Origin of the sequence: Amycolatopsis sp. NPDC005961, assembly GCF_040629235.1 — a bacterium.
In the GTDB taxonomy this organism is placed as follows: Bacteria; Actinomycetota; Actinomycetes; order Mycobacteriales; family Pseudonocardiaceae; genus Amycolatopsis; species Amycolatopsis camponoti.
In genome coordinates this window covers 66,232-89,676 of record NZ_JBEXVF010000022.1, presented here as the reverse complement: position 1 = coordinate 89,676, position 23,445 = coordinate 66,232, and the positions used below count along the sequence as shown (strand labels likewise).

Here is a 23,445-nt window from a genome sequence, read left to right as displayed (position 1 = left end):
GACGACCATGACCGACACCACCACCGCCGAAATCCAGGACTACTACCGCGGGAAGGCCGCCGAGGCCGCGGAAGCGAAGAGCTGCTGCGCGCCGGACCCGACGCGGTTCGGGCCCGGCGCCTACGGCGACATCGGCGCCGACGAAGCCTCCGACGCCGCGCTGCTGGCCAGCCTCGGCTGCGGAAACCCGACCGCCGTCGCCGAGCTGCGCGACGGCGAGACCGTGCTGGACCTCGGCTCCGGCGCCGGGCTGGACCTCATCCTGTCCGCCCGCCGCGTCGGCCCGGACGGGCAGGTCTTCGGCCTGGACTTCCTCGAGGAGATGCTCGCCGTCGCCCGGCAGAACATCGAAGACGCCGAGGTCGACAACGTCATCCTGCTCAAGGGCACCATCGAGCAGATCCCGCTCCCCGCCGCCACCGTCGACGTCATCATCTCCAACTGCGTGATCAACCTGTCCCTGGACAAGCCCGCGGTGTTCGCCGAGATGGCGCGCGTGCTCGCCCCCGGCGGCCGGCTCGGGATCACCGACGTCGTCGCCGAGGACCACCTCACGCCCGCGGACCGCGCCGAGCGCGGCGGCGTCAGCCAGTGCATCGCGGGCGCACTGTCCCAGGCCGAGTACCTCTCGTTGCTCGCCGAGGCCGGGCTGACCGGCGCCGAGGTCGTGTTCACCCAGGACGCCGCCGACGGCATGCACTCCGCGATCATCCGCGCCCGCAAGCCGGGCGCCGACGACTGCGGGCCCGGCAGCGGCTGCTGCTGAACACCGAGGTTTTCGACCACTGAGGGGAGTACCTGCATGTCTTTCACCGCGATAGTCGTGTTCGTCCTGGTCGTCGCGCTGGCGGCGGTCAACGGCAGCAACGACGTCCCCAAGGGCGTCGCGACCCTGGCCGGGGCCGGAGTGACCAAGTACAAGACGGCCATCATCTGGGGCACGATCACCACGCTGATCGGGTGCGTCTTCTCGCTCGGCCTCGCCTCGAAGATGACCGCCCTGTTCTCCAAGGGCATCATCACCGGCGCCACGACCGACGCGTTCGCCGTCGCCGTGCTCGCCGGAGCCGCGTTCTGGGTCGGCCTGGCCACCATCCTGCGGCTGCCCGTTTCGACGACCCACGCCCTCATCGGCGGCATGGTCGGCGCCGGCTTGCTGATGAGCACCGGTGGCGTGTCGTGGAGTGCCGTCGGCAGCAAGCTCGTCACGCCGCTGCTGGTCAGCATCGTCGTCGCCTACGCCATCACGCTGATCCTCGCCGTCGTGACCGGCGCCGCGACCAAGCGCCGGTCCGCGGTCACCCCGCCGGTCCCGTCCTCCGGCAGCGGGGACGTCGCCGTGCAGACGGCGCCCGTGGTGACGCCGGAAAAGACCTCCGCTCGGATCATGACCGCGGCGCACTGGTTCACCAGCGGCGCCACCGGCTTCGCCCGCGGCCTCAACGACACCCCGAAGATCGTCGCCATCGGCGCGTTCGCCCTGGTCCCGGCCGGCATGCAGCCGTGGCACATCATGATCCTGGTGACCGCCGCCATGGCCGCCGGATCGCTGCTGGGCGGCATGCGGGTCGCGGAGAAGCTCGGCGAAGGCGTGGTCAAGATGAACCACCGCGAAGGCTTCCTGGCCAACCTCACCACCGCCGCCCTCGTCGGAGTCGGTGCCGGGGCCGGGCTGCCGATGTCGACCACGCACGTGTCGACCGGTGCGATCGCCGGGTCCGCGGGCCCGAACCTCAGCCGGATCTCCGGCGGGACGGTTCGGAACTTCCTGATCGCCTGGCTGGTCACCCCGCCCGTCGCGGGGGTCGTCGCGGCGCTGGTGTTCATCTTGGCTCGCTAGCCTGGGCGGGTGAGCGAGCCCAAGCTGGAGCGGGAGACCGCCGAGTCCTACGCCCGCTGGTTCCACGCGCTGTCGGACGCGAACCGGGTCATGATCGTGCACTTCCTGGCCCAGCAAAGAGACCCGGTTCCCGTCGGCGCGATCGTGGACCACCTCGGCATCTCGCAGCCCACGGTCTCGCACCACCTGAAGATCCTGTCCCAGGTCCGGTTCGTCACCCGCCGCCGAGCCGGGACCAGCATCCTCTACGCGATCAACCACAGCTGCGAAGTCGGCTTGCCCACCGCCGCCAACGTCGTTCTCGGCCTGCTGGCCACCCGCGACGGGAACGATCCGGTTCCGCTGGAAAGGACCTCGTGACGGAGCACCCGGCGCTGTTGCTGGTCGGCAGCGGAGATCGCCGCTACCGCGAGTACATCCTGGCCGCGCTGCGGCCGCATTTCCGGCTGTGGCTGCTCGACTCGGTCGAACCGACCTGGCAGACCGAGCACGTCGACGGCGTCACGGTCGTCGACACCCGCGATCCCGCCGCTCTCGTCGAGGCCGCGAGCAGGCTCGGCTTCCGGCCGGACGGCGTGCTGACCTACGACGAATCCCTGGTCACCGCCGTCGCTCGGTTCGCGCGGGACGCCGGATTCCCGGGAAGCCCGCCCGAAGCCGTTCAAGCCTGCCGGGACAAGGCCGCGACCCGCGCCGTCCTGGCCGAGGCCGGGGTGCCGCAGCCCGCGTCGCGGCCGGTCGCCTCCGCCGAGGACGCCGTCGCCGCGGCCGAGGACATCGGCTACCCGGTGGTGGTCAAGGCCCGTGGTCTGGCCGGCAGCCTCGGCGTCCTGCGCGCCGGCACCGCCGAGCAGGTCGCCGAGGCGTTCACCGCGGCCGCCGGAGCGTCCTGGCCCGGCGTGCCCCGCTACGAGGCGGACGTGCTGGTCGAGGAGCTGCTCACCGGGCCGGAGATCAGCGTCGACGCCGTCGTCGACCGGGGCGTCTGCCATCCCCTGGTGATCGCCTGCAAGCAGACCGGCTTCGAGCCGTTCTTCGAGGAGACCGGCCACGTCGTCGACGCGGACGACCCGCTGTTCGACGACGCCGCGCTGCTCGACCAGCTCGACCAGGTCCACAAGGGCATCGGCTTCACCCACGGCGCCACCCACACCGAGTTCAAGCTGACCCCGCGCGGCCCGCGCCTGGTCGAGATCAACGCGCGCCTCGGCGGCGACTTCATCCCGCGGCTCGGCATCCTCGCCGGCGGCGCCGACCCGGTCGTCGCCGCCGGCCACGTCGCCGTGGGCCGCGCACCGGCCCCTCGACGCCCGCTGCGCCGGACCGCCGCGATCCGCTTCCTCTACCCGGCCCACGACTGCGAGGTCACCGCCACCGCGGTGCACCCCGAGCGGTTCGGGCCCACCGTCCACGAGGCCCTCGGCACCGCCGGCCCCGGCACCCGGCTCGCGCTCCCGCCGCGGGCTTATCTCGCCCGCTACGGGCACGTCATCGCCGTCGGCGACGACCACGCCCAGGTGGCCGCCGACCTGTCCGTCGCCGAAGAGCTCGTCGAACTGCGCAGCAGCTGAACCATCGACGGCCGTCGATCCCTCACCCGGGTGAGGCACAATCGGGGCATGACGACGACTGCGCCCGACGCCGCCTTGCTACCCGTCGAGGACGCCGCGACCTACGCCGAGTGGTTCGCCTGCCTCGCCGACACGACGCGGGTGCGGATCTTGCACGCGGTCGCGGCCGCCGGAAAGGCCGTCACCATCGGCGAGATCACCGAGCAGATGGCGATCAGCCAGTCCAACTGCTCCCACCACGTCCGCAAGCTCGCCGACGTCGGCTTCGTGCGGCTGCGCAAGGTCGGCACCGCCACGCTCGTGTCGGTCAACGCCTCCTGCGCGGTGAGTCTCCCGCACGCGGCCGACGTCGTCATGGGCCTGCTCGCCCCCAAGCCCACCGAACCCGGCGACCTCGCCCGGGACGTCACCGTCCGGCCGCTGCGCGTCAAGGACTGGCCGGCCGTGCGCCGCATCTACGCCGAGGGCATCGCCACCGGCGACGCGACCTTCGAAACCGAGGTCCCGCCGCGCGCCGAGCTCGAGGCCAAGTGGCTGCGCGGCCACCGCTGGGTCGCCGAGGTCGACGGCCAGGTCGCCGGCTGGGCCGCCGCGGCGGCGGTGTCCAGCCGCGACTGCTACGCCGGGGTCGCCGAGACCTCGGTGTACGTGGGGGAGAAGTTCCGCGGCCGCGGCGTCGGCAAGGCCCTCATGCACCAGCTGGTCACCGCCGCCGATGAGGGCGAGCTGTGGACGCTGCAGACGTCGATCTTCCCGGAGAACCGCAACAGCGTGGCCCTGCACCACGGCGCCGGGTTCCGCACTGTCGGCATCCGGGAGCGCATCGGTGAGCTCGACGGCCGGTGGCGCGACACCGTCCTGCTCGAACGGCGCCGCGCCTCGCAGCTCTGAGTGTTCAGGCTTTGCCGATCCGGCAGGCGAAGCACTTGTAAGCCTGCTGGCCGGACAGGTTGTCGTAGAACGCGTCGTCGACCAGCCCGTTGGCGGCCTCGTAGCGCGGGTCGCCGAACTGGTCGCCGACCCGCTGGGCGGGGCCGAAGGTGTTGGGGACGAAGATCGTGTCCGGCCGGATCGCCGGCCAGAAGAGCGCCGTGCCGGTCACCTTCCCCCGCGGGCTTTCCACGACCACGGTGTCGCGGTCGCCGATCCCGAATCGCCGTGCGGTGTCGGGGTGCACCTGGACCAGGCGGATTCCGTTGAGCCGCTCGCCGGTCGGCGTCCAGTGCGTCACGCTCGCGAAGTGGACGACGCTCGGCCGGCCGGTCATGCCCATCAGCGGGAAGTCCCGGTGTACCGCGTCCGAGCCGGGGACGCCGAGGCGCACCTTGTGCGTCACCGCCTGTGGGTTGATCGGGTTGGTGACGAAGCCGGGCTCGTAGGCGATCGTCGGGTTGGCGCCGGTGACTTCGGGGTGGGTGTAGAAGACCGGCAGCGCCCGGTGGCCGGCCGCGGCGAGCTTCCGGTCCAGCTCCGGGGTGAAGATCTCGACGTTCCCGCTCGGGGTGAGGAACCGCTTGCCCGGCGCGCCGAGCGCGGCCGCCGCCTCGTACCAGGACGGGTGGACGAGGTAGAGCGTGCTGACGCCGGGGTGCGACGTCGTCGGGCACGGCCAGCGCAGCGGCTCGGCGCGGGCGTCCATCCGCTGTTGTGTCATCCCGCCCATCGCCGGGGTGTGCTTCACGAACTCCGCCCACAGCTTCGAGTAGTCCTTCCAGCTCTGGGGAAAGGCGTCGGCCCAGTAGCTCGCGGGCTTCCTGCGGTCGCGACGGGCGAAGGCGTGAGCGAGGTCGATCCAGATCTCCCAGTCCGGCTTGGACTGCCCGACCCGCGGCACCGCGGCGTGCTGCCAGCGGATCGCGCGGTCGTCGCGTCGCATGTAGACGCCGTCCAGTTCCAGGCCGCTGGTGACCGGCAGGATGACGTCGGCGTAGTAGGCGGCTTCCTCCATGAACAGGCCGGTGTAGACGTAGAAGTCCAGCTTCTTGAACGCCTCACGGACCTTGTTGGTGTTCGCTGACGAGATGAGCGGGTTGCCTTCGGTGATGACGGCTTTCAGCGGGTAGGGGCGGCCGGTGAGGATGGACTCGGCGAAGTAGTCCGGCCCGACCGGCAGGGCCTGGTCCAGCGGCGGCGTGCTGACCGTCAGCTCCGGCAGTCGCAGGTCGCCGGGCCAGGTGTTGTGCATGAAGTTGCAGCCGCCGCCCGGGACGCCGATGTTGCCGGTGACCGCGGCGAGGAAGGTCAGGACGCGGTAGGTGTCGAAGGCGCCGAGCTGGTGGGAGATGCCGGCGTTGCAGAAGATCGCGGCGGGCTCGGCCTTGGCGTAGTCCTCGGCGAGCTGCCTGATCGTCGCGGCCGGCACGCCGGTGACGCGGGCGGCCCAGTCCGGGGTGTAGTCCTTGGCGTGGTCGCGGAGTTCGGCGAATCCGAGCACCCAGCGCCGCACGAAAGCCTTGTCGTGGAGGTCGTTGGCGATGATGTGCTGGAGCATGCCGAGCACGAGCGCGAAGTCGGTGTGCGGCTTCGGCGCGACCCAGGTGTCGGCGGCCGCGCCGGTCGGTGTCCGGCGCGGGTCGACGACGACGAGCTTCGCTCTTGTTTTCGCTCTGCTTCTCAGCAGGTAGTCGAAGGTGACCGGGTGGGTCTCGGCCTGGTTGGTGCCCAAGAACAGGAAGTACTTCGCGGAGCCGAGGTCCTCCCGGCCGGTGGCGCCGTCGACGCCGTAGCCGTTGGTGAAGGTGCCGAGCCCGAACGTCGTGGCGAGGGCGTTGCCGCCGGCGTCGTTGCAGACGGGGCCGACATCGGTGTTGTTCGGGCTCCCCAGCAACGCGAACAGGCGCGCGACCAGCGAGCCGGTGCCGCGGGGGAGCCGTCCGGTGGTGCGGTTGGCGATCGACTTCACCTGCCCGCTGTCACGCAGCCGCAGCAGCCGGTCGGCGATGAGGTCAAGGGCGTCGTCCCAGGAGACCGGCTCGAACTTCGAGTCCTTCGAGCCTTTGGCGCCGGAGACGCGGCGCAGGGGAGTGGTCAGCCGCAGCGGGCTGTAGGCGATTTCCGGCATCATCGACGCCTTGACGCAGAAGTTGCCCGCCTGGACCGGATCGTCCGGGTCGCCGGAGACGCTGATGACCCGCCCCGCCCGGACGCCGACCTGGAGGCGGCAGTTCGAGTTGCAGAATTGGCAGGCCGTCGCGACGACAGTGTCCGGCTGCAGCGCGGCCGAGTCGGTGGTGAAGCTGAGCTCCCCACCCGTGCGGCCGCCGGCGGTGGGAATCTCGGCCGTGGCGGGATCCGCACCGGCGATCGACGGGTTGACGAACAGGGAGGCGCCACTGATCACGGCACCTTGGACGAAACCTCTGCGTGACAGACCGGTGAAATCGTCCATAAGGACCTACCCCCAGAAGACGAAACGGACACGGCGCGCGACTCCATCGACACGTGTCGATCCACACTAGAGAGTGAGGGAAGCGTTGCATAGCAACGAATGTCGCAATCGATCGGTGCTGATCGATGCTCGCCGGCGTGTCTCCGCGAATGCGGTGGGATGGCGTCTGCCGCTGTGCGGATGCGGCACTTTCGAGGGCGTGTGTCGTTGCCTGGCGGTCCTGCCTAATCGAGGGGGATGGTCAGCTGGCGGTGGTGGAAGTCGAAGTGCCGGGCCGGGAACCGGTACACGTCGGCCAAGGTCATGTAGTCCTGGAAGAACGGGTCCCACCGGGTCGGGTAGTGCATGCCACGGGCGAGGTCGATGTCGCTCTCGCCGTCCAGCCGACGGTGCAGTGCCGCGATCGTCCGGTCGAACAGCGTCACCATCCAGGAACGCGGCATGAGCGTCCCGCCGAGCCACGAGCCGGCGAAGTTGACCACGTCGAAGGGTCTGGTGCCCGCGTTGAGCAATCGTGCGTACTCGCGGCTCGCTCCTTCGGGTAAACGGCCGAAAATTCGCACCAGCCGTAGTAACGCGCGAATGATCAGGTAGCCGAGCAACATGTGGAACAGCAGCTGGCGGTTGTTCCACCGCGTACCCGCGCTGGTGCGCCGCAGGTCGCTCCTGCTCGCTGCGTCGAGCAGCTCGTGGAAGCTCTTGCGCGTGCGCTCCATCTCCTCGTGAACGGCTTTCTTGTCCACCGTCGAAGTGTCCGCCACGGGGTCCGGGAACGCCAGTCGCCGGATGGCGCCGCGTGCGGATCACCGAGCAGCCGGCGAAACCCGCGGCATTTCGCTCAAGGGATCGTGCAGCAGCCGCTCGAATCCGAGCTCGCCGGCGCCGATCAGGGTGGCGTCGTCGCCGAGAGCCGACACGCTCAAGCGGACTTTTTCCTTCGCCACCGGCAGCACATTGCGGGCGACGCGGCTACGCACTCGCGGCAGTACACCGGCGTACACATCCCGCAACATTCCACCGAAGACGACCACCGCCGGATTGAAGAGATTGATGAGATTGGCGACGCCGATGCCCAGCCAATCCCCGACGTAATCGAGCGCGTCGCGAGCGTCGGCATCGCCCGCGGCGGCGTCGGCGGCCACCGCCCGCACGGCGTCACGACCGAAGACCTCCGGCGGTCGGCGTGCGGCGTCCAGCAAGGCCCGTTCACCGGCTTCCGCCTCCAGGCACCCGCTGGAGCCGCAGCCACAAAGTCGCCCGTCATGCGGGTTGACGACCATGTGGCCCAGCTCGCAGCCGTACCCCGCGTCACCGTCCAGCACCGTGCCGCCGACGATGATCCCGCCACCGACGCCGACGTCGCCGTGCAGGTAGACCAGGTTCTGCACGCCCATCCCGGCTCCGCGAAGGTGCTCCGCGAGCGCTCCGAGATGCGCCTCGTTTCCCACCGGCACGCGCAGTCCCAGCCCCAGCCGGTGTGCCAGTTCAGCGCCGAACGCCTGGTCGACCCAGCCGAGGTCGGGGCCGAAACGGACGGTCCCGTCGCCGGGACGGATCATTCCGCAGTACGAGGCCCCCAGCCCCACGCACGTCGACGTCGACGGCGCCGCGTCGATCAACTCGCGGCCGAGCTCCGCGAGCGTCGTGACCACGTAGTCGAGATCGACTCCGGACCGGCGCCGGGCCGCGACCTTGCGGTCCAGGACGACACCGCCGAGGCCGATCCGGGCGGCGACCACCCGGTCCACGGCGACGTCGAACGCCACCACGTGGAAACGCTGGGTTTCCGGCCGCACAATGGGCGACGGGCGGCCCTGGTGGCGATTGTCCGTCTGCGCCACTTCCCGGACCAGGCCCGCCGCGCTCAGTTCCGCCGTCAACGTCTTGATCGTGCTTCGGTTGAGGTTCATCCGTCTCGCGAGCTCAGCTCGCGAGATTCCGCCGTTCAAGTGCACGAGGCGAAGAAAAGTACCGCGATTGTGCCGACGCATCTCCTCCTGATCCAACCCGGTTCTCGAGCCGTCCCAGGGTGTCAATTCCATGTCGTGTCCGATGCGTAGAGTGTGCTGGTCAGACTGGCATCAGCGCGCTCTCCGCGCAATCCCGGTGACGCGGCCGCATCCGGTGAGTCAGTGTCACGCCGGGGGCGCCGCCCACGCGTCGAGGCCGTCGCGGGCCGCCAGCCGGAGTCCGCTGGTGAACCGGCGGGGCGTTCCGGTGAGCGGGTCGTCGAACGCGAGGACGCGGGCCAGCAGCTGGAGGGGTTTCGTGAAGTCGCCGAGGGGTTTCTCGCGCAGTTCGGGGTAGAAGTCGTCGCCGAGGATCGGGATGCCGAGCCCGCTCAGGTGCACGCGCAGCTGGTGCGTCCGGCCGGTGGAGGGCACCAGCCGGTAGTGGCCCAGGCCGTCGTGGTGGCCGGCCAGCTCGACGTACGTCTCCGCGTTCGGCTCGCCCGGCACCTCCTGCGCGGCCAGCACCCCGCGCTCCTTGATGATCCGGCTGCGCACGGTCCGCGGCAGGTCCAGCGCCGGGTCGTACGGCGCGATCGCCTCGTACTCCTTGTGGACCTTACGGTCGCGGAAGAGCGTCTGGTACTTGCCGCGCAGCTCCGGCGTGATCACGAACATCACCAGCCCGGCGGTGACCCGGTCGAGGCGGTGCGCCGGGGACAGGTGCGGCAGGTCGAGGTCGCGGCGCAGGCGCACGAGCGCCGTCTCGAGGATGTGCTGCCCGCGCGGGATGGTCGCCAGGAAGTGCGGCTTGTCGACGACCAGCAGGTGCTCGTCGCGGTGCACGACGCGGATGTCGAACGGCACCGGCACCTCGTCCGGCAGGTCGCGGTGGAACCAGATGAACGAGCCGGGCGCGTACGGCTCGTCGACGGCGAGCGGGCCGTCGGTGCCGTGGATGCGCTCCTCGCGGAGCATCTGCTCGATCCGGTCCGGCGTCACCCGCGGGAGGCGCTCGACGAGGTGCGCCAGCAGGGTCGGCCACTCGCCGTCGGGCAGTTTCAGCCGGGCGGGATCCAGCCCGTGGCGGGGCGGGATCGGGGGCCTGAGCTTGCGTCTCATCGTCCCCCGACTGTAGCTAACCCTCCGACGACGTCCGGTAGCGCGCGATGTAGCGGGCCGTCGCCTCGGCGTTCTTCGCCTCGGCCGCTTCGGCGCGGACGTGGCGGCCCGTGTGGTGCGGGAAGCCCTGCCGGCCGAGCCGGTGCTCGATGCTCTCCTCCATGTACGCGCAGGAGTAGAAGTACGCGACGAGCGCCGCCATCAGCACCAGGGAGAGGCGCAGCCAGATCGAGCCGGGCAGCAGCAGCCACACCGCGCACAGCGGCACGATGCCGACCGACCGCTGCAGCACGTACCGGGCTCGCCAGTGCTTCGACGTCGCGTCGTACAGGGCCCAGTCCTTGTAGCGGTCCGGCAGCTTGACGCCGACGGCGTAACCGAGCCAGCGGAGTGCACCAGGTCGTTCCATGAGGTCCAGTGTACACTAATAGTTAGTGTACTAACTGTCTCGTGGACCACGTTAGGATTGCGTCATGATCGACCTGGGTGAGGACCCCCTGAAGCTCGACCGGCAGGTGTGCTTCGCGCTGTCGGTGGCTTCGCGCAGCGTGATCGCGATCTACCGGCCGCTGCTGGAGCCGTACGGCCTGACCCACCCGCAGTACCTGGTGATGCTGGCGCTGTGGGAGCGGTCGCCGCGGTCGGTGAAGGACCTGGGCGCGTCGCTGAGGCACGAGCCGGCGACGCTGTCCCCGCTGCTCAAGCGGCTGGAGGCGCTCGGCTACGTCACGCGCACCCGGAGCCGGTCCGACGAGCGCCAGCTGATCGTCGAGCTGACGGAGTCCGGGCGGGCGCTGCGGGCCGAGGCCGAGAAGATCCCGTACCAGGTGGTGGAGACGCTGGGGATGGAGGTCTCCGAGCTGGAGGCGCTCCACGGCGTGCTGTCCAGGGTCATCGCCGCGACCGCCTGAGGAATGTCCCGCCGTCGAGCAGGGTTGAGCAGAGCGTGCTGAAGATCAGGCTGGGTGTCGCACCGGCGGCGGGGACCGGGCCGGCGGAGTTCGCCGGGCTCGCGGAACGGCTCGAGAGCGCCGGCGTCGACTCGCTGTGGCTGTCCGAGCTGGTGTACTCGCCCGAGGTCGACCCGATGATCGGCATGACGCACGCGCTGGCCCGGACGTCGAAGCTCAAGGTCGGCACCGGCGTCGCGATCCTCCCGGGGCGGCACCCGGTGCTGGTGGCGAAGCAGCTGCTGACGCTGGCCGGGTTGGCGCCCAAGCGGGTGCTGCCGGTGTTCGGCCTACGCCCGGCGCGCGCCGCGGAGCACGACCTGTTCCCGGTGCCGGCCGGTCGCCGGGCGGCGGTGTTCGACGAGTCGCTCGTGTTGCTGCGGCGGCTGCTGGAGGAGGACTTAGTGTCGTTCTCCGGTGAGTTCTTCGAGGTTTCCGATGTGTCACTGGGGCCGCGCCCGGCGAAGCGGCTGGACGTGTGGCTCGGCGGCTCGGCCCCGGCGGCCTTGCGTCGGACGGGACGGCTGGCCGACGGGTGGCTGGGGAGTTTCCACACGCCGTCGCAGGCTCGTGAGGCCGTGGTCGCGATCCAGGCCGCCGCGGCCGAAGCGGGGCGGGAGATCGAGGAGGACCACTTCGGGTTGAGCCTGGTGGTGGCGGATCGCGGCGTGCCTTCGGGTCTGGCCGAGATGGCGGCCCGGCGCAGTCCCGGCGTTCCGCTGACGGACCTCGTGGCGACGAGCTGGCCCGAGGCCCGGCGGCTGGTGGAGCAGTACATCGAGGCGGGGCTGTCGAAGTTCGTGATCCGGCCCGGGCACGGGGATTTCGACGGGTTCCTCGAGAAGTTCCAGGCCGAGCTGGTGCCGCTGCAGAACTAGAACTCCAGCTGCTCCGCCTTCCGCGGCATGAGCAGCAGCGCCACGACGGAAACCCCCGCCACCACCAGCAACCCGACGAACACGTAGTGCGTGGCCTCCGCCAAAGCCCCCCGGACGAACGTCGCTACCGGGGAGTCCGCATGTCCGCCCAGGACCAAGCTCGTCGCGTCCACCGAAGGCGGGAGCTTGCCCGCCACCTCCGCCGGTGGTGAGGCGAACCGCGAAGCCAGCGTCGCGTTCGCGATCGCGCCGAAGACCGCCGCTCCCACCGCGCTGCCCAGCGACCTGCTGAACAGGTTCGTCGCCGTCACCACGCCCCGGCGGTCCCAGCCCACCACCGACTGGACCGCCACCAGCGTCGGGCTCGACGTCAGGCCGAGACCCAGCCCCAGGACGAATGCCGCCAGCGCCGCCGACCAGATCGACGACGACGCGTCCAGCGTCGCCACCAGCACCGCGCCGCCGACCACGAAGACCGTGCCGATCAGCGCGGTGTCGCGGAAGCCGATCTTCAGGTAGATCTTGCCCGCCAGGGACGCCGAGATCGGCCAGCCGACCGTCAACGCGGCCACCGCGAACCCGGCGACCAGCGCGCCCGCGCCGAGGACGCCCTGGGCGTACGTCGGCAGGTACGACGTCAGCCCCATCAGGACCGCGCCGACCACCACCGCCAGCAGGTTGCCGCCCACCAGGATCCGGCGGGTGAACACCCACAGCGGCAGCACCGGCTCGGCCGCGCGCTTCTCCACCAGCACGAACGCCACGAGCAGCACCGCGCCCGTGACGAAGATCGCCACGCTCGGCACCGAGCCCCACGCCCACGCGACGCCGCCTTCGAGCAGGCCCAGGATCACCAGCGAGCAGCTGACCGTCAGCAGCGCCGCGCCCGTGTAGTCGACCTTGTGCGGCTTGCGCTCCACCCGCTCGGCGAAGTTGCGCCACAGCATCAGCGCCGCGATCGCGCCCAGCGGCAGGTTGATGAAGAAGATCCACCGCCAGTCCAGGTACTCCGCGAACACGCCGCCGAGTGTCGGGCCGACCACCGACGCGATGCCCCAGACGCTCGCGACGTAGCCCTGCACCCGCGCGCGTTCCTCCACCGTGTAGAGGTCGCCGATCACCGTCATCGACATCGGCTGGATCGCGCCCGCGCCGATGCCCTGCACCGCGCGCGCCGCGATCAGCACCGGCATGCTCCACGCGGCTCCGCACAGGACCGAGCCGACCAGGAACGCCGCGATGCCGAAGAACATCACCGGGCGGCGGCCGAGGACGTCGGCGAACTTGCCGTAGAGCGGGACGGTGACCGCCTGGGTGAGCAGGTAGACCGAGAACAGCCACGGGAACTGCGAAAACCCGCCGAGGTCGCGCACCACGGACGGCACGGCGGTCGCGATGATCGTGCTGTCCAGGGCGACCAGGGCGGTGCTCAACATGACCGCGATCAGCACCGGGCCGCGCTCCGACCGGAAACCGACCCCCTTCACGCTGGTGGCGGGGGTGCTCGTCATCGGCGGGCTGCTCCTCGGGGAGGTCATGATCGGGGTCAACTACTTTGCACTCCTAAGCATTCCATCCGGGGACGCCGCACCCCAGCGAATTTCCGTCACAGTGCGCATCCCGGAAGATGGGTCGGATGAGCGACTGGATCCGGCCGATCGGCCAGGGGTGGGTGGTCCGCGACGCGGTGCCCGGCCCCGACGTCGACGAGTTCGCCGAACCCGACCGCGTGGTCGCGGCACTGGCCGCGCCCGGCGCCGCGGACAGCCTGCTGGCCGTGCAGCACCCGGCCCGTACGCCCGCGGCGCTCGCGCGCGGGCTCGACCTGACCGCCGCCGTCCCGGTCGCGCGGGCCGTGCTCGAACGGCTCCGCAAGCGGTTCTACCGGCCGGTGCGCGAGATCGTCGCGCCCTACCGGATCGAGGGGCCGGACGGCGTGGCGCTGGGCCTGCTGTGCCTGGTCGACCCGGCGGCGGTGACCGACGACGGCGCCGCGCGCGTCCGGCACACCGAGGACGTCTACGCCGACGTCGTGGCCGAGCGCGCGGCCGTGCTGGCCGGGCTGGGCTGCGCGACCAGCGCGGCGATGCTCGTCCCGGCGTCCGGCGGCGACCTGCTGACCGAGCAGGTCGAACGGGCCTGCGCCGGCCTCGGCCTGCCCGATCTGTCCACAACGGATGCGGCCGGGCGGCGGCACGAGCTGTGGGTGGTGCCGGCGGGCCCGCTGCAGAACCGGCTGCTGGCCGCGGTGGCCGCCGCCGAGCTGCTGGTCGCCGACGGCAACCACCGGGTGGCCGCGGCGTCGGCGGCCGGCCACGGTGCGCTGCTGGCCCTGGTCACGGCGGGCCCGCAGCTGCGGATCGGCGCGATCAACCGGGTCCTGACGGGCACCGGGCTCGGGCCGAAGGACCTGGTGTCCCGCTGGTGCGCGGCCGGCCTCGACGTCCGGTACGAGGAGCACGCGGTGCCGGTCACGGGCGAAGTGGTGGTCCGCGCCGGCCCGGCGGTGCTGCGGATCCCGCTCCCGAAGGGGGCCGGGCCGGAGCCGGTGATCGACCACGAGATCGTCGAACGGGTGTTGTTCGCCGAGGCGCTCGGGGTGGATCCGGACGGGCCGTGCGTGCTGCCGTTGCCCGCGGGCCGTCCGGTGCCGGCGGACGCGGACGCGGTGGTCCTGCTCGCGCCGGTGCGGTACGCGGATGTGCTCGCGGTGCACGCGGCCGGGCGGCGGATGCCGCGGAAGGCGACGTACTTCACGCCGAAGCCGCGCAGCGGGCTGGTGCTGGCGGAGCTCTAGCGCGCGTCCCACCAGTTCAGGACCCGGGTCGCCAGCAGCGTCAGCCACTTCGACGGCTCGCCCGGCGGGACGTCCACCTCGAACCACACCCGGCCGGTGTGGCGCTCGGTCTGCAGCCACGTCCCGTCCGGTGTCCGCGCCGCGTGGATCAGCTCCATCGCCTCCGCCAGCCGCGGGTCGGGCCGGTTCGCGTCGCGGAAGTACGAAGCCGCGTTGAGCACGTCGTAGTACCACCGGATCGGGTACGAGAACTCGCTCACCCACGGCGCGATCGGCTCGCCCGTCGAAAGCCGCCGGAACAGCCTGCGCTCCAGCAGGTACTCCTCGCCCGACAGCCGCGCCGCGCGGGTGTCAGCTGTGCCTCCCGTTGCGGTTTCGAACGCGAGCAGGCCCTTCAGCGTGTTGAGTGTCGAGTGGACCGACGAGCGCGTCGACCCCTCGACCCACTCGCAGTTCCAGCCGCCGTCCGGCAGCCGGTGCGCGACGAACCAGTCGGCGATTCCCGAGACGTCCGCGCCGAGCCAGACGCCGTTCGCCAGCGTCCAGGCGTTGATGCAGCAGTCGACCTCGCCGTCCCAATAAGGCAGGTCTTCGTACTCCCACCGGCTGTTCTCGGCCAGCTTTGCCGCCGTTCCCCGCAGCGCCGACGCGTCCAGTCCCCACTCGCGCAACGAGTTCAACGTCCACGTCGTCGCCGTCCAGGGCTGGGCCTCGCCGCCCTGGAAGCCGGCCGGGAAGAACGCGCCGCCCGCCCACTGGCCGTCGGGGTCCTGCAGTGCCAGCAACCGCGCGCCGAACCCCTCCGTGGCGACCCGGGCCCGCGTCGCCTCCCAGACGGACGGCGGCTCGCCCGCCAGGTCCCGCTCCACCTGCCAGCGCAGGGCCGGGTCGGAGTCGCGCAGCCAGGCGAGCACGTCCATCAGGCCCCCGTGACGCCGTCGATGGCTTCGCGCAGGAAGTCGGCGTGGCCGTTGTGCCGCGCGTACTCGTGGATCATGTGCAGCATCACCAGCCGCAGCGAGACGTCCTCGCCCCAGCGCGCCTGGTGTCCCGTGACGTCCAGGGACTCGGCGGCCTCTTCGATCTTGCGGGATTGCTCCACTTCGGCCTGCCACGCTTCGAACGCCTCCGCGCGCGTCGAGGTGCTCGCGTCGTAGGCGGCCTGGAAGTCGCCCTCGGCCGACCACCGCAGCGGGATGTCCTCGGCGTTGATCACCCGCCGGAACCAGGTGCGCTCGACCTCGGCCATGTGCTTGACCAGGCCGAGCAAGGTCAGCGTGGACGGCGGGCTCGACGCCCGGCGGAGGTCCTCGTCGGACAGTCCGTCGCACTTCATGGCGAGGGTGGCGCGGTGGAAGTCGAGGAACGTGCGCAGCATTTCGCGCTCGCCCCCGACCAGGGGCGGTTCAGGGCGTTCGGTGGTCACCGACAGTGTGTATCACGCCTGGAAATGTCGTACCGGTGTTTTAAGCTCACGCGGTGGACTTGCCCGTCATGCCGCCCGTGCGGCCGATGCTCGCGAAAGCCGTGCACGAGGTGCCTCGTGACCCGGGGCTGCTCTACGAGCCCAAGTGGGACGGCTTCCGCTGCGTCGTCTTCCGCGACGGCGACGAGATCGAGCTCGGCTCCCGCAACGACCGCCCGCTGACCCGCTACTTCCCGGAGCTGGTGGAGCTGCTGGCCGCCGCGCTGCCGCCCCGCTGCGTGGTGGACGGCGAGATCGTGCTGGTCACGCCCCAGGGGCTCGACTTCGAGGTGCTGCAGCTGCGGCTGCACCCGGCGGCCTCGCGCGTGCGCAAGCTGGCCGAGGAGACCCCGGCCAGCTTCATCGCGTTCGACCTGCTCGCCCTGGGCGACACCGACCTCACCGGGGAGCCGTTCCGCGAGCGGCGCAAGCAGCTGGAGAACGTCCTCGCCAGTAACGTCGAAGGCCTGCAGCGCGTCCACCTGACCCCGCTCAGCGACGACCCCGCGCAGGCCGAAGACTGGTTCACCCGGTTCGAGGGCGCGGGCTTCGACGGCGTCATGGCCAAGCCCGCCGACCTGCCGTACGAGCAGGACAAGCGCGTGATGCTCAAGGTCAAGCACGAGCGCACGGCCGACTGCGTCGTCACCGGGTTCCGCTGGCACAAGGACGGCGCCGGCGTCGGCTCGCTGCTGCTCGGCCTGTTCGACGACGAAGGCGTGCTGCACCACGTCGGCGTGGCCAGCAGCTTCACCAAGGCGCGGCGGGCCGAGCTGGTCGAGGAGCTGGCGCCGCTGCGCGAGAACGCCCTGGAGAACCACCCGTGGCGGAAGTGGGCCGAATACGAGCCCGAACCCGGCAGGCAACCGGGCGCGAACAGCCGCTGGGCGCCGCAGAAGGACCTCTCCTGGGAGGCGCTGCGCCCCGAGTGGGTGGCCGAGGTCCGCTACGAGCACCTGCAGGGCGGCCGGTTCCGCCACGGCGGGCGGCTGGTCCGGTTCCGGCCCGACCGCACCCCGGAGTCGTGCACGTACGCCCAGCTCGACGAGGCGCCGCCCGCCGAGCTCGCGAAGCTGTTCGGGGAGGCGAGATGAGCGAGGCGATGCTGCTCGACGTCGACGGCGTCGAGGTCAAGATCAGCAGCCCGGACAAGGTCTACTTCCCGGAGCGGGGCCAGACGAAGCGGGACCTCGTCGAGTACTACCGGGCGGTCTCCGGGCCGCTGCTGGCCCGGCTCGGCGGCCGCCCGCTGCTGCTGGAGCGCTACCCGGACGGTGCGGGCAGCAAGAACTGGTTCCAGAAGCGCGTCCCGAAGGGCGCACCGCCGTGGCTGACCACCACCGTCGTCTCGACGCCGAACGGCACGACGAGCGACGCGCTGGTCGCCAAGGACCTGGCCCACATCCTGTGGGCGGTGAACCTGGGCTGCCTCGGCTTCCACGTCTGGCCGTACCTCGCCGACACGCCCGAGGTCACCGACGAGCTGCGCGTCGACCTCGACCCGTCGCCCGGCATCGGCTTCGACGACCTGCGCGAGGCCGCCCTCCTGACCAGGGACTTCCTGGCCGAGCACGGCATCGAAGGCCACCTGAAGACGTCGGGTTCGCGAGGGTTGCACCTGTACGTGATGCTCGAGCCGCGCTGGGACAGCTTCCAGGTGCGAGCCGCGGCGGTCGCGCTGGCGCGGGCCCTGGAGCGGCGGCACCCGGAGAAGATCACCGCGCAGTGGTGGAAGGAAGAACGCGGCTCGCGCGTGTTCGTCGACTTCAACCAGAACGCGCCGCACAAGACCGTGTTCGGCACCTGGTGCGTGCGGCCGCGGGTCGGCGGCCAGGTGTCCACGCCGATCGGGTGGGACGAGCTGGACGGCGTCGAGCCCGACGCGTTCACGTTGACCACGGTGCCGGCGCGCGTCGCCGAGCGCGGCGATCCGTGGGCCGGGGCGGGGGAGCGGCCGCAGTCGATCGCGCCGCTGCTGGAAATGTCCGAAGCGGACATGAAGAACGGGCTGATGGACGCGCCGTGGCCGCCGGTGTACCCGAAGATGCCGAACGAGCCGCCCCGGGTCGCGCCCAGCCGGGCGAAGAAGGCGTGAGGTGGCGACCGTCGCCGAATGCCCGGCCGACGACGGGTTCCTGCTGGCGCTGATGACGGCGATGACGGCCGAGCTGGTCGTGGTCTACGACCTGCCCCCGGACGCGCGCCCGCGGCCGCTGGACCCGGCGAGCCGCTACCTGCTGGCCCGCGACGGCGCACGGGCGATCGGGTGCTGCGCGGTGGAGCCGATCTCGCCGGGCTTGTACGAGCTGAAACGGATGTTCGTCGCCCCGGACGCGCGGGGGACCGGGGTGTCGAGCGCGCTGATCGCGGAGTCCGAACGGCTGGCCCGCAGTGGCGGGGGAGTGCGGCTGCGGCTGGAGACGGGCGTGCGGCAGCCGGCGGCGATGCGGCTGTACGAACGGGCCGGGTACCGGCGGGTGCCGAACTTCCCGCCGCACGAAGCCGATCCCGAGTCGGTTTGCTACGAGAAGGTGCTGCGCCCGGAAGAACGTCGCGAGGCAGGCGGTCAGACGTCGAGGTCCAGGGACAGCTGACCGAGATCGTCGCCGGCCGGCGCGAGCCGGACACCCGCCGGCGGCGCCGGAAGCGTCCGCACGCACGCCGGGCAGGGCGCGATCTCCGACGTCGTCAGGTCCACCGGCTTCCAGCTGCGGGACTCCTTCTCGCCGCACGCCGAACGGCGGTAGCGGAGGTCGCCGGAGCGGGTCATCACGTGGGCCAGCGGCACCTCTTCGGGCAGCACGCCGACCAGGTACCAGCGTGGTGCGCTCACCGCGGTGGTCGTCATGGCCGCCAGTCTCCGTCGCGCCCGGCGGAACCCTCCCGCATTTGCCGATCCTCGGCGTGGCGGGCGGTCAGTCCGGCAGGTACCGGGTGATGTACATCAGCCCGCGCTCGTCGAGCGCCGACGGGTCCGGGGCGACGCACCGGTCCAGGTCGGCCAGCACCGCGTCGGTGTCGAGACCCGCGCCGATCAGCACCAGCTCCGTGCGCCGCGGCGCGCCGTCCGGCCACGCCGACCGCTCGAGCTGCACGAAGCCGCCCACGGTGTGCAACCGGAAGCGTTCGCCGGCGGCGAAGTCCGCCTGGCCCTTCATCCGGTAGAGCCCGGCCGGCCGTCGCTCGAGGAACTCGACGAACGCCTTCGGCGCGAGCGGCGTCCCGGCCGTGAACGTCACCGTTTCGTAGCGCGCGTGCAGGTGTTCCGAGTGGTCGTCCTCGCGCAGGTCGTCGAACGACAGCTGGCCGAGGCGCTCGCCACGGGGCTCGGGGTCGAAGAACAGCTTCGGGTCGACGCGCCCGTGCGAGGTGACCAGCAGCGGGCGGCCCGGCGCCAGCTCCTCGACCGTCGCGGTGACCTTGGCCAGCGCCCCGGCGGACACCCGGTCGGCCTTGTTCAGCACCACCAGGTCGGCCAGCCGCAGGTGGTCGGCCAGTTCGGGGTGCCGCTCGCGCGCGGCCTCGAACTCGGCGGCGTCCACGACCTCCGCGAGCCCGCCGTAGCGGATGTCCGGGTTCTCGCTGGCGATCATCAGCCGGATCAGGTCGCGCGGCTCGGCGATGCCACTGGCCTCGACGACGATGACGTCGATCCCCGCCTCGGCCGAGGAAAGCCGCCCCAGCATGGCGTCGAGCCCGGCGGCGTCGACCGCGCAGCACAGGCAGCCGTTGCCGAGCGAGACCATCGTGTCGACCTGGCCGGCGACGGCCAGCGCGTCGACGTTCACGCTGCCGAAGTCGTTGACGACGACGCCGACCCGGGCGCCCTCGCGGTTGGCGAGCAGGTGGTTGAGCAACGTCGTCTTGCCCGCGCCGAGGAACCCGGCGACGAGGACCACGGGGATCTTGCGCACGAATCGACTCTACGTCGCGCGCGGGCGCGTCGATACACGGGGGAGCACCGCCCGAGTAGGCCGTTCGCCGAATACCCTCGAAAAGACGAACAGGAATCGTCGAGAAAGGATCACTAAAGGCTTACCGTCCACTGTGATCGATTGACGAAGAATGCGCAGAGACATGTCCGGATAACGCTTGGTGACAGTTATTTTTGCGGCGTTTCCGCTGGCGGGAGCGGAAATCGCGGAGGCGCCGGGTCGTCGTTCACGTCCGGTGGATTGCGTTCGCGGGAACGTCGGGTACTCTCCCCGGCCTGGCCGGAGGTGCTGCTGTGGCAGTGACTTCCGGCCAGGCCCGTTGCCGGCGACCATCGGAGGAACGGTGAACCTTTCCGTCGGGATGCAGATCACGATTTCGGAGAGTGGGGTGACAGCGTGACGGTTACACCCGAGCGGGTGACGCCGGTGCTGCCGATCTACCAGCGGGTCTCGGAGGAGCAGATCTCCGATGGGTGCAGTGTCAATTCTGCGGAAGCGGAGGAATTCCTGGACCGGATGTTCGCCGAAGGCGCCGCCGAAGAAGGCGACCGCTTCGAGACCCGGTTGGCGGAGGTCCGCGCGGAAATCGCCGAAACGGGCACCTACCGGCACACCGCGGCCGAGCTGGCCTACGGCGCGCGCGTCGCGTGGCGCAACTCCGCCCGCTGCATCGGCCGGTTGTACTGGCACAGCCTGCGGATCCGCGACCGGCGCCGGGTGACCGACCCCGCCGCGATCGCCGGCGAATGCGTCGCCCACCTCCGCCAGGCCACCCGCGGCGGGCGGATCCGGCCGACCATCACGGTGTTCGCCCCGGACACGCCCGCCGCGCCGGGGCCGCGCATCCACAACGAACAGCTGATCCGGTACGCCGGGTACCGCCTCGAGGACGGTTCGGTGCTCGGCGACCCGCGCTACGCGGAGTTCACCGAGCAGGTGCGCGGACTCGGGTGGCGGCCACCGGAGCGAAGAGGCTCGTTCGACGTCCTCCCGCTGGTGATCGAGGCGGCCCCCGGCGACCCGCGGCTGTTCACGCTGCCCGCGGACGCCGTCCTGGAGGTCCCGCTGACCCACCCCGACCACCGCTGGTTCGCCGGGCTCGGGCTGCGCTGGCACGCGGTGCCGGCCATCAGCAACATGCCCCTGGAGATCGGCGGTGTCACCTATCCCGCCGCGCCGTTCAACGGCTGGTACCTCGGCTCCGAGATCGGCGCCCGGAACCTGGCCGACGAGCAGCGCTACGACCTGCTGCCGGTCATCGCCGAGCTGATGGGCCTCGACACCGCGTCCGAGCGGACGCTGTGGCGCGACCGGGCACTGGTCGAGCTGACGCTCGCCGTGCAGCACTCGTTCGACGCGGCCGAGGTGACGATGGCCGACCACCACACCGAGTCGCGCCGGTTCCTGAACCACCTCGACCGCGAGGAACGTTCCGGCCGCCGGTGCCCGGCCGACTGGAGCTGGATCGTCCCGCCGCTGTCGGGCGGCCAGACCCCGGTCTTCCACCGGTACTACGACCCGCCGGATCCCGACGAGCGACCGGCGTTCCTCTCACCGGACTGAGTCACCCGGGGAGGGCCGGAGACCACGGAGAGCAACGTGAGAGCGCCCGTATGGCGGATCGTGCCCGGCCCGTGCCGCACCACGGCGCGACAAGGCCGACAATGGGACGCATGACCGCAGTCCTCGTCGCCTACGCCGGGCGTCACGGCGGAACCCGGCAGATCGCCGAGGTCATCGCCGCCGAGCTCGGCGAAGCCGGCCTGAGCGTGGACGTGCGCGATGCCGCCGACGTCGCGCACGTCGGCCACTACGCCGCGGTCGTCGTCGGCAGTGCGCTGTACTACCACCGGTGGCGGCCCGAAGCCGTGCGGTTGCTGGAACGCAACGCCCGGGCGCTCTCGGAGCGCCCGGTGTGGCTGTTCCACAGCGGACCGTGCGGCCCGGGCGCGGCCGGCCAGCAGGTCAGCCTGCCGGCGAACGTGGCGCTGCTCGCCGCGAGCATCGACGCGGAGCGCACCGCCACCTTCGGCGGCCGGCTCGACCCGGCGACCGTGCGCGGCCTGATCCCGCGGCTGATGGCGTCGGGGCAGCGCGCGGGCGACTTCCGCGACTGGGACCGGATCAAGGCGTGGGCCCGCGACGTCGGCCGCCGCGTCCGCACGCGCGTCGCGCTCTGACTCTTGCCCGCGCCCGTCGGTGGGTGCTAGACCAGCTCTGAGCTCTTCCGGTGAAGAACCGACGGGACGGGGCAAACGTGACGGATCAGGCGGCACCCGGGACAGGGAAGAAAGCGCTTACATCCGATCAGCGCAACGCGTTCCTCGCGGCGCTGCTCGGCTGGAGCATGGACTCGTTCGACTACTTCCTCGTCGTGTTCGTCCTCGCCGACATCGCCAAGGACAAGTCGTTCGGCGCGACCGCGACGCAGCTGGCGTTCATCACCACGGCGACCCTGGTGATGCGCCCGGTCGGGGCCCTGCTGTTCGGTCTCTGGGCCGACCGGGTCGGGCGGCGGATCCCGCTGATCGCCGACGTCCTCCTGTATTCGCTGGCCGGCCTGCTGTGCGCGTTCGCCCCGAACTTCACCGTCCTGCTGATCCTGCGGTTCGTCTACGGCGTCGGCATGGGCGGCGAGTGGGGTCTCGGCGCTGCGCTCGCGATGGAGAAGATCCCGGTGGCGCGCCGCGGGTTCTTCTCCGGCCTGCTGCAGGTCGGCTACTCGATCGGGTACCTGCTCGCCGCGCTCGCCTACCTGCTGTTCCACTCGGCCCTCGAGCTCGAGTGGCGCTGGATCTTCGTGCTGAGCATCTTCCCGGCGCTGATCACCCTGCTGATCCGCTCGCGGGTCCGCGAGTCGGAGGTCTGGGAGAGCACGCGGGAGAAGCTGCGGGTGACGCGGACGTCGGTCAAGGACGTGCTGCTGAACCCGAAGGTGATCCGCCGGTTCGGCTACCTCATCCTGCTGATGACGGCGTTCAACTGGATGAGCCACGGCACCCAGGACGTCTACCCGAGCTTCCTCAAGGCCCACGACAACGGCGGGGCCGGCCTCAGCGCGACGACGAGCACGTGGATCGCGGTGCTCTACAACGTCGGCGCGATCATCGGCGGCCTGACGTTCGGCACCCTGTCGGAACGGCTGGGCCGCCGCCGGACCATCGTGACGGCCGCGGTGCTCGGCCTGCCGGTGATCCCGATCTTCGCGTTCGACCACGGCGCCGGGATGCTGGCGCTGGGTTCGTTCCTGATGCAGATCATGGTGCAGGGCGCGTGGGGCGTCATCCCCGCGCACCTGACGGAGATGTCGCCGGACGCCATCCGCGGCTTCTACCCGGGCGTGACCTACCAGCTGGGCAACCTGCTCGCGGCGCTGAACCTGCCGATCCAGCAGGCGATCGCGGAGTCGCACGGGTACAGCTCCGCTCTCGTGTGGACAGTGGTGCCCGGGCTGATCGCGGTCGCCGTCCTCACCGCGATCGGCAAGGAGGCCAAGGGAATCCGGTTCGGCGAGTCGGCGGTGGCGACGGCACCGGCGGGCTCGAAGTAG

Annotated in this window: 24 protein-coding genes; 14 read left to right on the top strand and 10 right to left on the bottom strand. The window is 71.2% G+C overall.

Features of this window, described 5'->3' with window-relative positions:
- The first annotated feature begins 7 nt into the window (after positions 1-7).
- From ABZ342_RS21485 to ABZ342_RS21465, 5 genes are read left to right on the top strand one after another with little or no spacing between them, the layout of a single operon-like run.
- A complete protein-coding gene (locus ABZ342_RS21485) occupies positions 8-766 on the top strand; it encodes a methyltransferase domain-containing protein (RefSeq protein ID WP_360475645.1) in 759 nt (252 codons plus the stop codon).
- 36 nt (positions 767-802) lie between these two features.
- Positions 803-1,840 carry an inorganic phosphate transporter gene (locus tag ABZ342_RS21480; protein WP_360475642.1) on the top strand — a complete coding sequence of 346 codons (1,038 nt, stop codon included), beginning with the start codon at positions 803-805 and terminating at the stop codon, positions 1,838-1,840.
- A 9-nt stretch (positions 1,841-1,849) separates the two neighbouring features.
- Positions 1,850-2,200 carry a metalloregulator ArsR/SmtB family transcription factor gene (locus tag ABZ342_RS21475; RefSeq protein ID WP_360475639.1) on the top strand — a complete coding sequence of 117 codons (351 nt, stop codon included), beginning with the start codon at positions 1,850-1,852 and terminating at the stop codon, positions 2,198-2,200.
- The gene (locus ABZ342_RS21470) at positions 2,197-3,411 is read left to right on the top strand and encodes an ATP-grasp domain-containing protein (protein WP_360475636.1); all 1,215 of its coding nucleotides are present in this window, start codon (positions 2,197-2,199) and stop codon (positions 3,409-3,411) included. Before ABZ342_RS21475 ends, ABZ342_RS21470 begins: the two co-directional genes overlap by 4 nt.
- A 48-nt stretch (positions 3,412-3,459) precedes the next feature.
- Positions 3,460-4,302, top strand: coding sequence for a metalloregulator ArsR/SmtB family transcription factor (locus ABZ342_RS21465; RefSeq protein WP_360475633.1), 843 nt, complete (start codon positions 3,460-3,462; stop codon positions 4,300-4,302).
- A 4-nt stretch (positions 4,303-4,306) separates the two neighbouring features.
- Here the strand turns inward: ABZ342_RS21465 and ABZ342_RS21460 are convergent, their stop codons facing one another.
- From ABZ342_RS21460 to ABZ342_RS21440, 5 genes are all read right to left on the bottom strand, one after another.
- Entirely contained in the window at positions 4,307-6,751 is a 2,445-nt protein-coding gene (locus tag ABZ342_RS21460) for a molybdopterin-dependent oxidoreductase (protein ID WP_360475630.1), read from the bottom strand.
- A 272-nt stretch (positions 6,752-7,023) separates the two neighbouring features.
- Positions 7,024-7,542, bottom strand: a complete 519-nt coding sequence (locus tag ABZ342_RS21455; protein ID WP_360475627.1) for a DinB family protein — start codon at positions 7,540-7,542, stop codon at positions 7,024-7,026.
- 60 nt (positions 7,543-7,602) lie between these two features.
- Entirely contained in the window at positions 7,603-8,841 is a 1,239-nt protein-coding gene (locus tag ABZ342_RS21450; protein ID WP_360475624.1) for an ROK family transcriptional regulator, read from the bottom strand.
- 93 nt (positions 8,842-8,934) lie between these two features.
- Positions 8,935-9,870 carry an RluA family pseudouridine synthase gene (locus ABZ342_RS21445; RefSeq protein ID WP_360475621.1) on the bottom strand — a complete coding sequence of 312 codons (936 nt, stop codon included), beginning with the start codon at positions 9,868-9,870 and terminating at the stop codon, positions 8,935-8,937.
- Positions 9,871-9,886: 16 nt separating this feature from the next.
- The gene (locus tag ABZ342_RS21440; protein WP_155543488.1) at positions 9,887-10,279 is read right to left on the bottom strand and encodes a DUF5313 domain-containing protein; all 393 of its coding nucleotides are present in this window, start codon (positions 10,277-10,279) and stop codon (positions 9,887-9,889) included.
- Between the two features lie 64 nt (positions 10,280-10,343).
- Here ABZ342_RS21440 and ABZ342_RS21435 point away from each other — a divergent pair, with 64 nt between their 5' ends.
- Complete coding sequence (locus tag ABZ342_RS21435) at positions 10,344-10,781, top strand: MarR family transcriptional regulator (protein WP_155543489.1); 438 nt, start codon at positions 10,344-10,346, stop codon at positions 10,779-10,781.
- Positions 10,782-10,816: 35 nt separating this feature from the next.
- A complete protein-coding gene (locus tag ABZ342_RS21430; RefSeq protein ID WP_360475617.1) occupies positions 10,817-11,698 on the top strand; it encodes a TIGR03854 family LLM class F420-dependent oxidoreductase in 882 nt (293 codons plus the stop codon).
- Here ABZ342_RS21430 and ABZ342_RS21425 read toward each other — a convergent pair.
- Positions 11,695-13,209: an MDR family MFS transporter gene (locus tag ABZ342_RS21425; protein ID WP_360475614.1), complete on the bottom strand. Its 1,515-nt coding sequence runs from the start codon at positions 13,207-13,209 to the stop codon at positions 11,695-11,697. The two genes, ABZ342_RS21430 and ABZ342_RS21425, sit on opposite strands and share 4 nt — an antisense overlap.
- Positions 13,210-13,334: 125 nt before the next feature.
- Here ABZ342_RS21425 and ABZ342_RS21420 point away from each other — a divergent pair, with 125 nt between their 5' ends.
- Positions 13,335-14,495, top strand: a complete 1,161-nt coding sequence (locus ABZ342_RS21420; protein WP_360475611.1) for a DUF1015 family protein — start codon at positions 13,335-13,337, stop codon at positions 14,493-14,495.
- Here the strand turns inward: ABZ342_RS21420 and ABZ342_RS21415 are convergent.
- Complete coding sequence (locus ABZ342_RS21415) at positions 14,492-15,415, bottom strand: squalene cyclase (protein WP_360475609.1); 924 nt, start codon at positions 15,413-15,415, stop codon at positions 14,492-14,494. The two genes, ABZ342_RS21420 and ABZ342_RS21415, sit on opposite strands and share 4 nt — an antisense overlap.
- Complete coding sequence (locus ABZ342_RS21410; RefSeq protein ID WP_360475606.1) at positions 15,415-15,921, bottom strand: DinB family protein; 507 nt, start codon at positions 15,919-15,921, stop codon at positions 15,415-15,417. Before ABZ342_RS21410 ends, ABZ342_RS21415 begins: the two co-directional genes overlap by 1 nt.
- Before the next feature lie 53 nt (positions 15,922-15,974).
- Between ABZ342_RS21410 and ABZ342_RS21405 the strand changes: the two genes are divergently transcribed.
- The 3 genes from ABZ342_RS21405 to ABZ342_RS21395 are packed head-to-tail and all read left to right on the top strand — an operon-like array spanning position 15,975 to position 18,554.
- Complete coding sequence (locus ABZ342_RS21405; RefSeq protein ID WP_360475603.1) at positions 15,975-17,054, top strand: ATP-dependent DNA ligase; 1,080 nt, start codon at positions 15,975-15,977, stop codon at positions 17,052-17,054.
- Positions 17,051-18,055, top strand: a complete 1,005-nt coding sequence (gene ligD, locus ABZ342_RS21400; RefSeq protein WP_360475600.1) for a non-homologous end-joining DNA ligase — start codon at positions 17,051-17,053, stop codon at positions 18,053-18,055. Before ABZ342_RS21405 ends, ligD begins: the two co-directional genes overlap by 4 nt.
- 1 nt (position 18,056) lies before the next feature.
- Positions 18,057-18,554: a GNAT family N-acetyltransferase gene (locus ABZ342_RS21395; RefSeq protein ID WP_230862546.1), complete on the top strand. Its 498-nt coding sequence runs from the start codon at positions 18,057-18,059 to the stop codon at positions 18,552-18,554.
- Here the strand turns inward: ABZ342_RS21395 and ABZ342_RS21390 are convergent.
- Both ABZ342_RS21390 and ABZ342_RS21385 read right to left on the bottom strand, forming a co-directional pair.
- Positions 18,527-18,808, bottom strand: a complete 282-nt coding sequence (locus ABZ342_RS21390) for a hypothetical protein (protein WP_155543496.1) — start codon at positions 18,806-18,808, stop codon at positions 18,527-18,529. The genes ABZ342_RS21395 and ABZ342_RS21390 overlap by 28 nt on opposite strands.
- 67 nt (positions 18,809-18,875) lie before the next feature.
- The gene (locus ABZ342_RS21385; RefSeq protein ID WP_360475596.1) at positions 18,876-19,874 is read right to left on the bottom strand and encodes a GTP-binding protein; all 999 of its coding nucleotides are present in this window, start codon (positions 19,872-19,874) and stop codon (positions 18,876-18,878) included.
- 438 nt (positions 19,875-20,312) lie between these two features.
- On the opposite strand from ABZ342_RS21385, the gene ABZ342_RS21380 reads away from it, so the two are divergent.
- The 3 genes from ABZ342_RS21380 (at position 20,313) to ABZ342_RS21370 (ending at position 23,445) form a co-directional block, all read left to right on the top strand.
- A complete protein-coding gene (locus ABZ342_RS21380; RefSeq protein WP_360475764.1) occupies positions 20,313-21,458 on the top strand; it encodes a nitric oxide synthase oxygenase in 1,146 nt (381 codons plus the stop codon).
- Between the two features lie 110 nt (positions 21,459-21,568).
- Positions 21,569-22,075, top strand: coding sequence for a flavodoxin domain-containing protein (locus ABZ342_RS21375; RefSeq protein ID WP_155543498.1), 507 nt, complete (start codon positions 21,569-21,571; stop codon positions 22,073-22,075).
- Between the two features lie 77 nt (positions 22,076-22,152).
- On the top strand, positions 22,153-23,445 hold the full coding sequence (locus ABZ342_RS21370; RefSeq protein ID WP_360475593.1) for an MFS transporter: 1,293 nt from the start codon (positions 22,153-22,155) through the stop codon (positions 23,443-23,445).

Coding starts and splice junctions, on each gene's coding strand:
- ABZ342_RS21485 (WP_360475645.1), top strand. CDS start 8: ATGACCGACACCACCACCGCCGAAATCCAGGACTACTACCGCGGGAAG.
- ABZ342_RS21445 (WP_360475621.1), bottom strand. CDS start 9,870: ATGAGACGCAAGCTCAGGCCCCCGATCCCGCCCCGCCACGGGCTGGAT.
- ABZ342_RS21440 (WP_155543488.1), bottom strand. CDS start 10,279: ATGGAACGACCTGGTGCACTCCGCTGGCTCGGTTACGCCGTCGGCGTC.
- ABZ342_RS21435 (WP_155543489.1), top strand. CDS start 10,344: ATGATCGACCTGGGTGAGGACCCCCTGAAGCTCGACCGGCAGGTGTGC.
- ABZ342_RS21480 (WP_360475642.1), top strand. CDS start 803: ATGTCTTTCACCGCGATAGTCGTGTTCGTCCTGGTCGTCGCGCTGGCG.
- ABZ342_RS21420 (WP_360475611.1), top strand. CDS start 13,335: ATGAGCGACTGGATCCGGCCGATCGGCCAGGGGTGGGTGGTCCGCGAC.
- ABZ342_RS21425 (WP_360475614.1), bottom strand. CDS start 13,209: ATGACGAGCACCCCCGCCACCAGCGTGAAGGGGGTCGGTTTCCGGTCG.
- ABZ342_RS21390 (WP_155543496.1), bottom strand. CDS start 18,808: ATGACGACCACCGCGGTGAGCGCACCACGCTGGTACCTGGTCGGCGTG.
- ABZ342_RS21465 (WP_360475633.1), top strand. CDS start 3,460: ATGACGACGACTGCGCCCGACGCCGCCTTGCTACCCGTCGAGGACGCC.
- ligD (WP_360475600.1), top strand. CDS start 17,051: ATGAGCGAGGCGATGCTGCTCGACGTCGACGGCGTCGAGGTCAAGATC.
- ABZ342_RS21415 (WP_360475609.1), bottom strand. CDS start 15,415: ATGGACGTGCTCGCCTGGCTGCGCGACTCCGACCCGGCCCTGCGCTGG.
- ABZ342_RS21450 (WP_360475624.1), bottom strand. CDS start 8,841: ATGGAATTGACACCCTGGGACGGCTCGAGAACCGGGTTGGATCAGGAG.
- ABZ342_RS21375 (WP_155543498.1), top strand. CDS start 21,569: ATGACCGCAGTCCTCGTCGCCTACGCCGGGCGTCACGGCGGAACCCGG.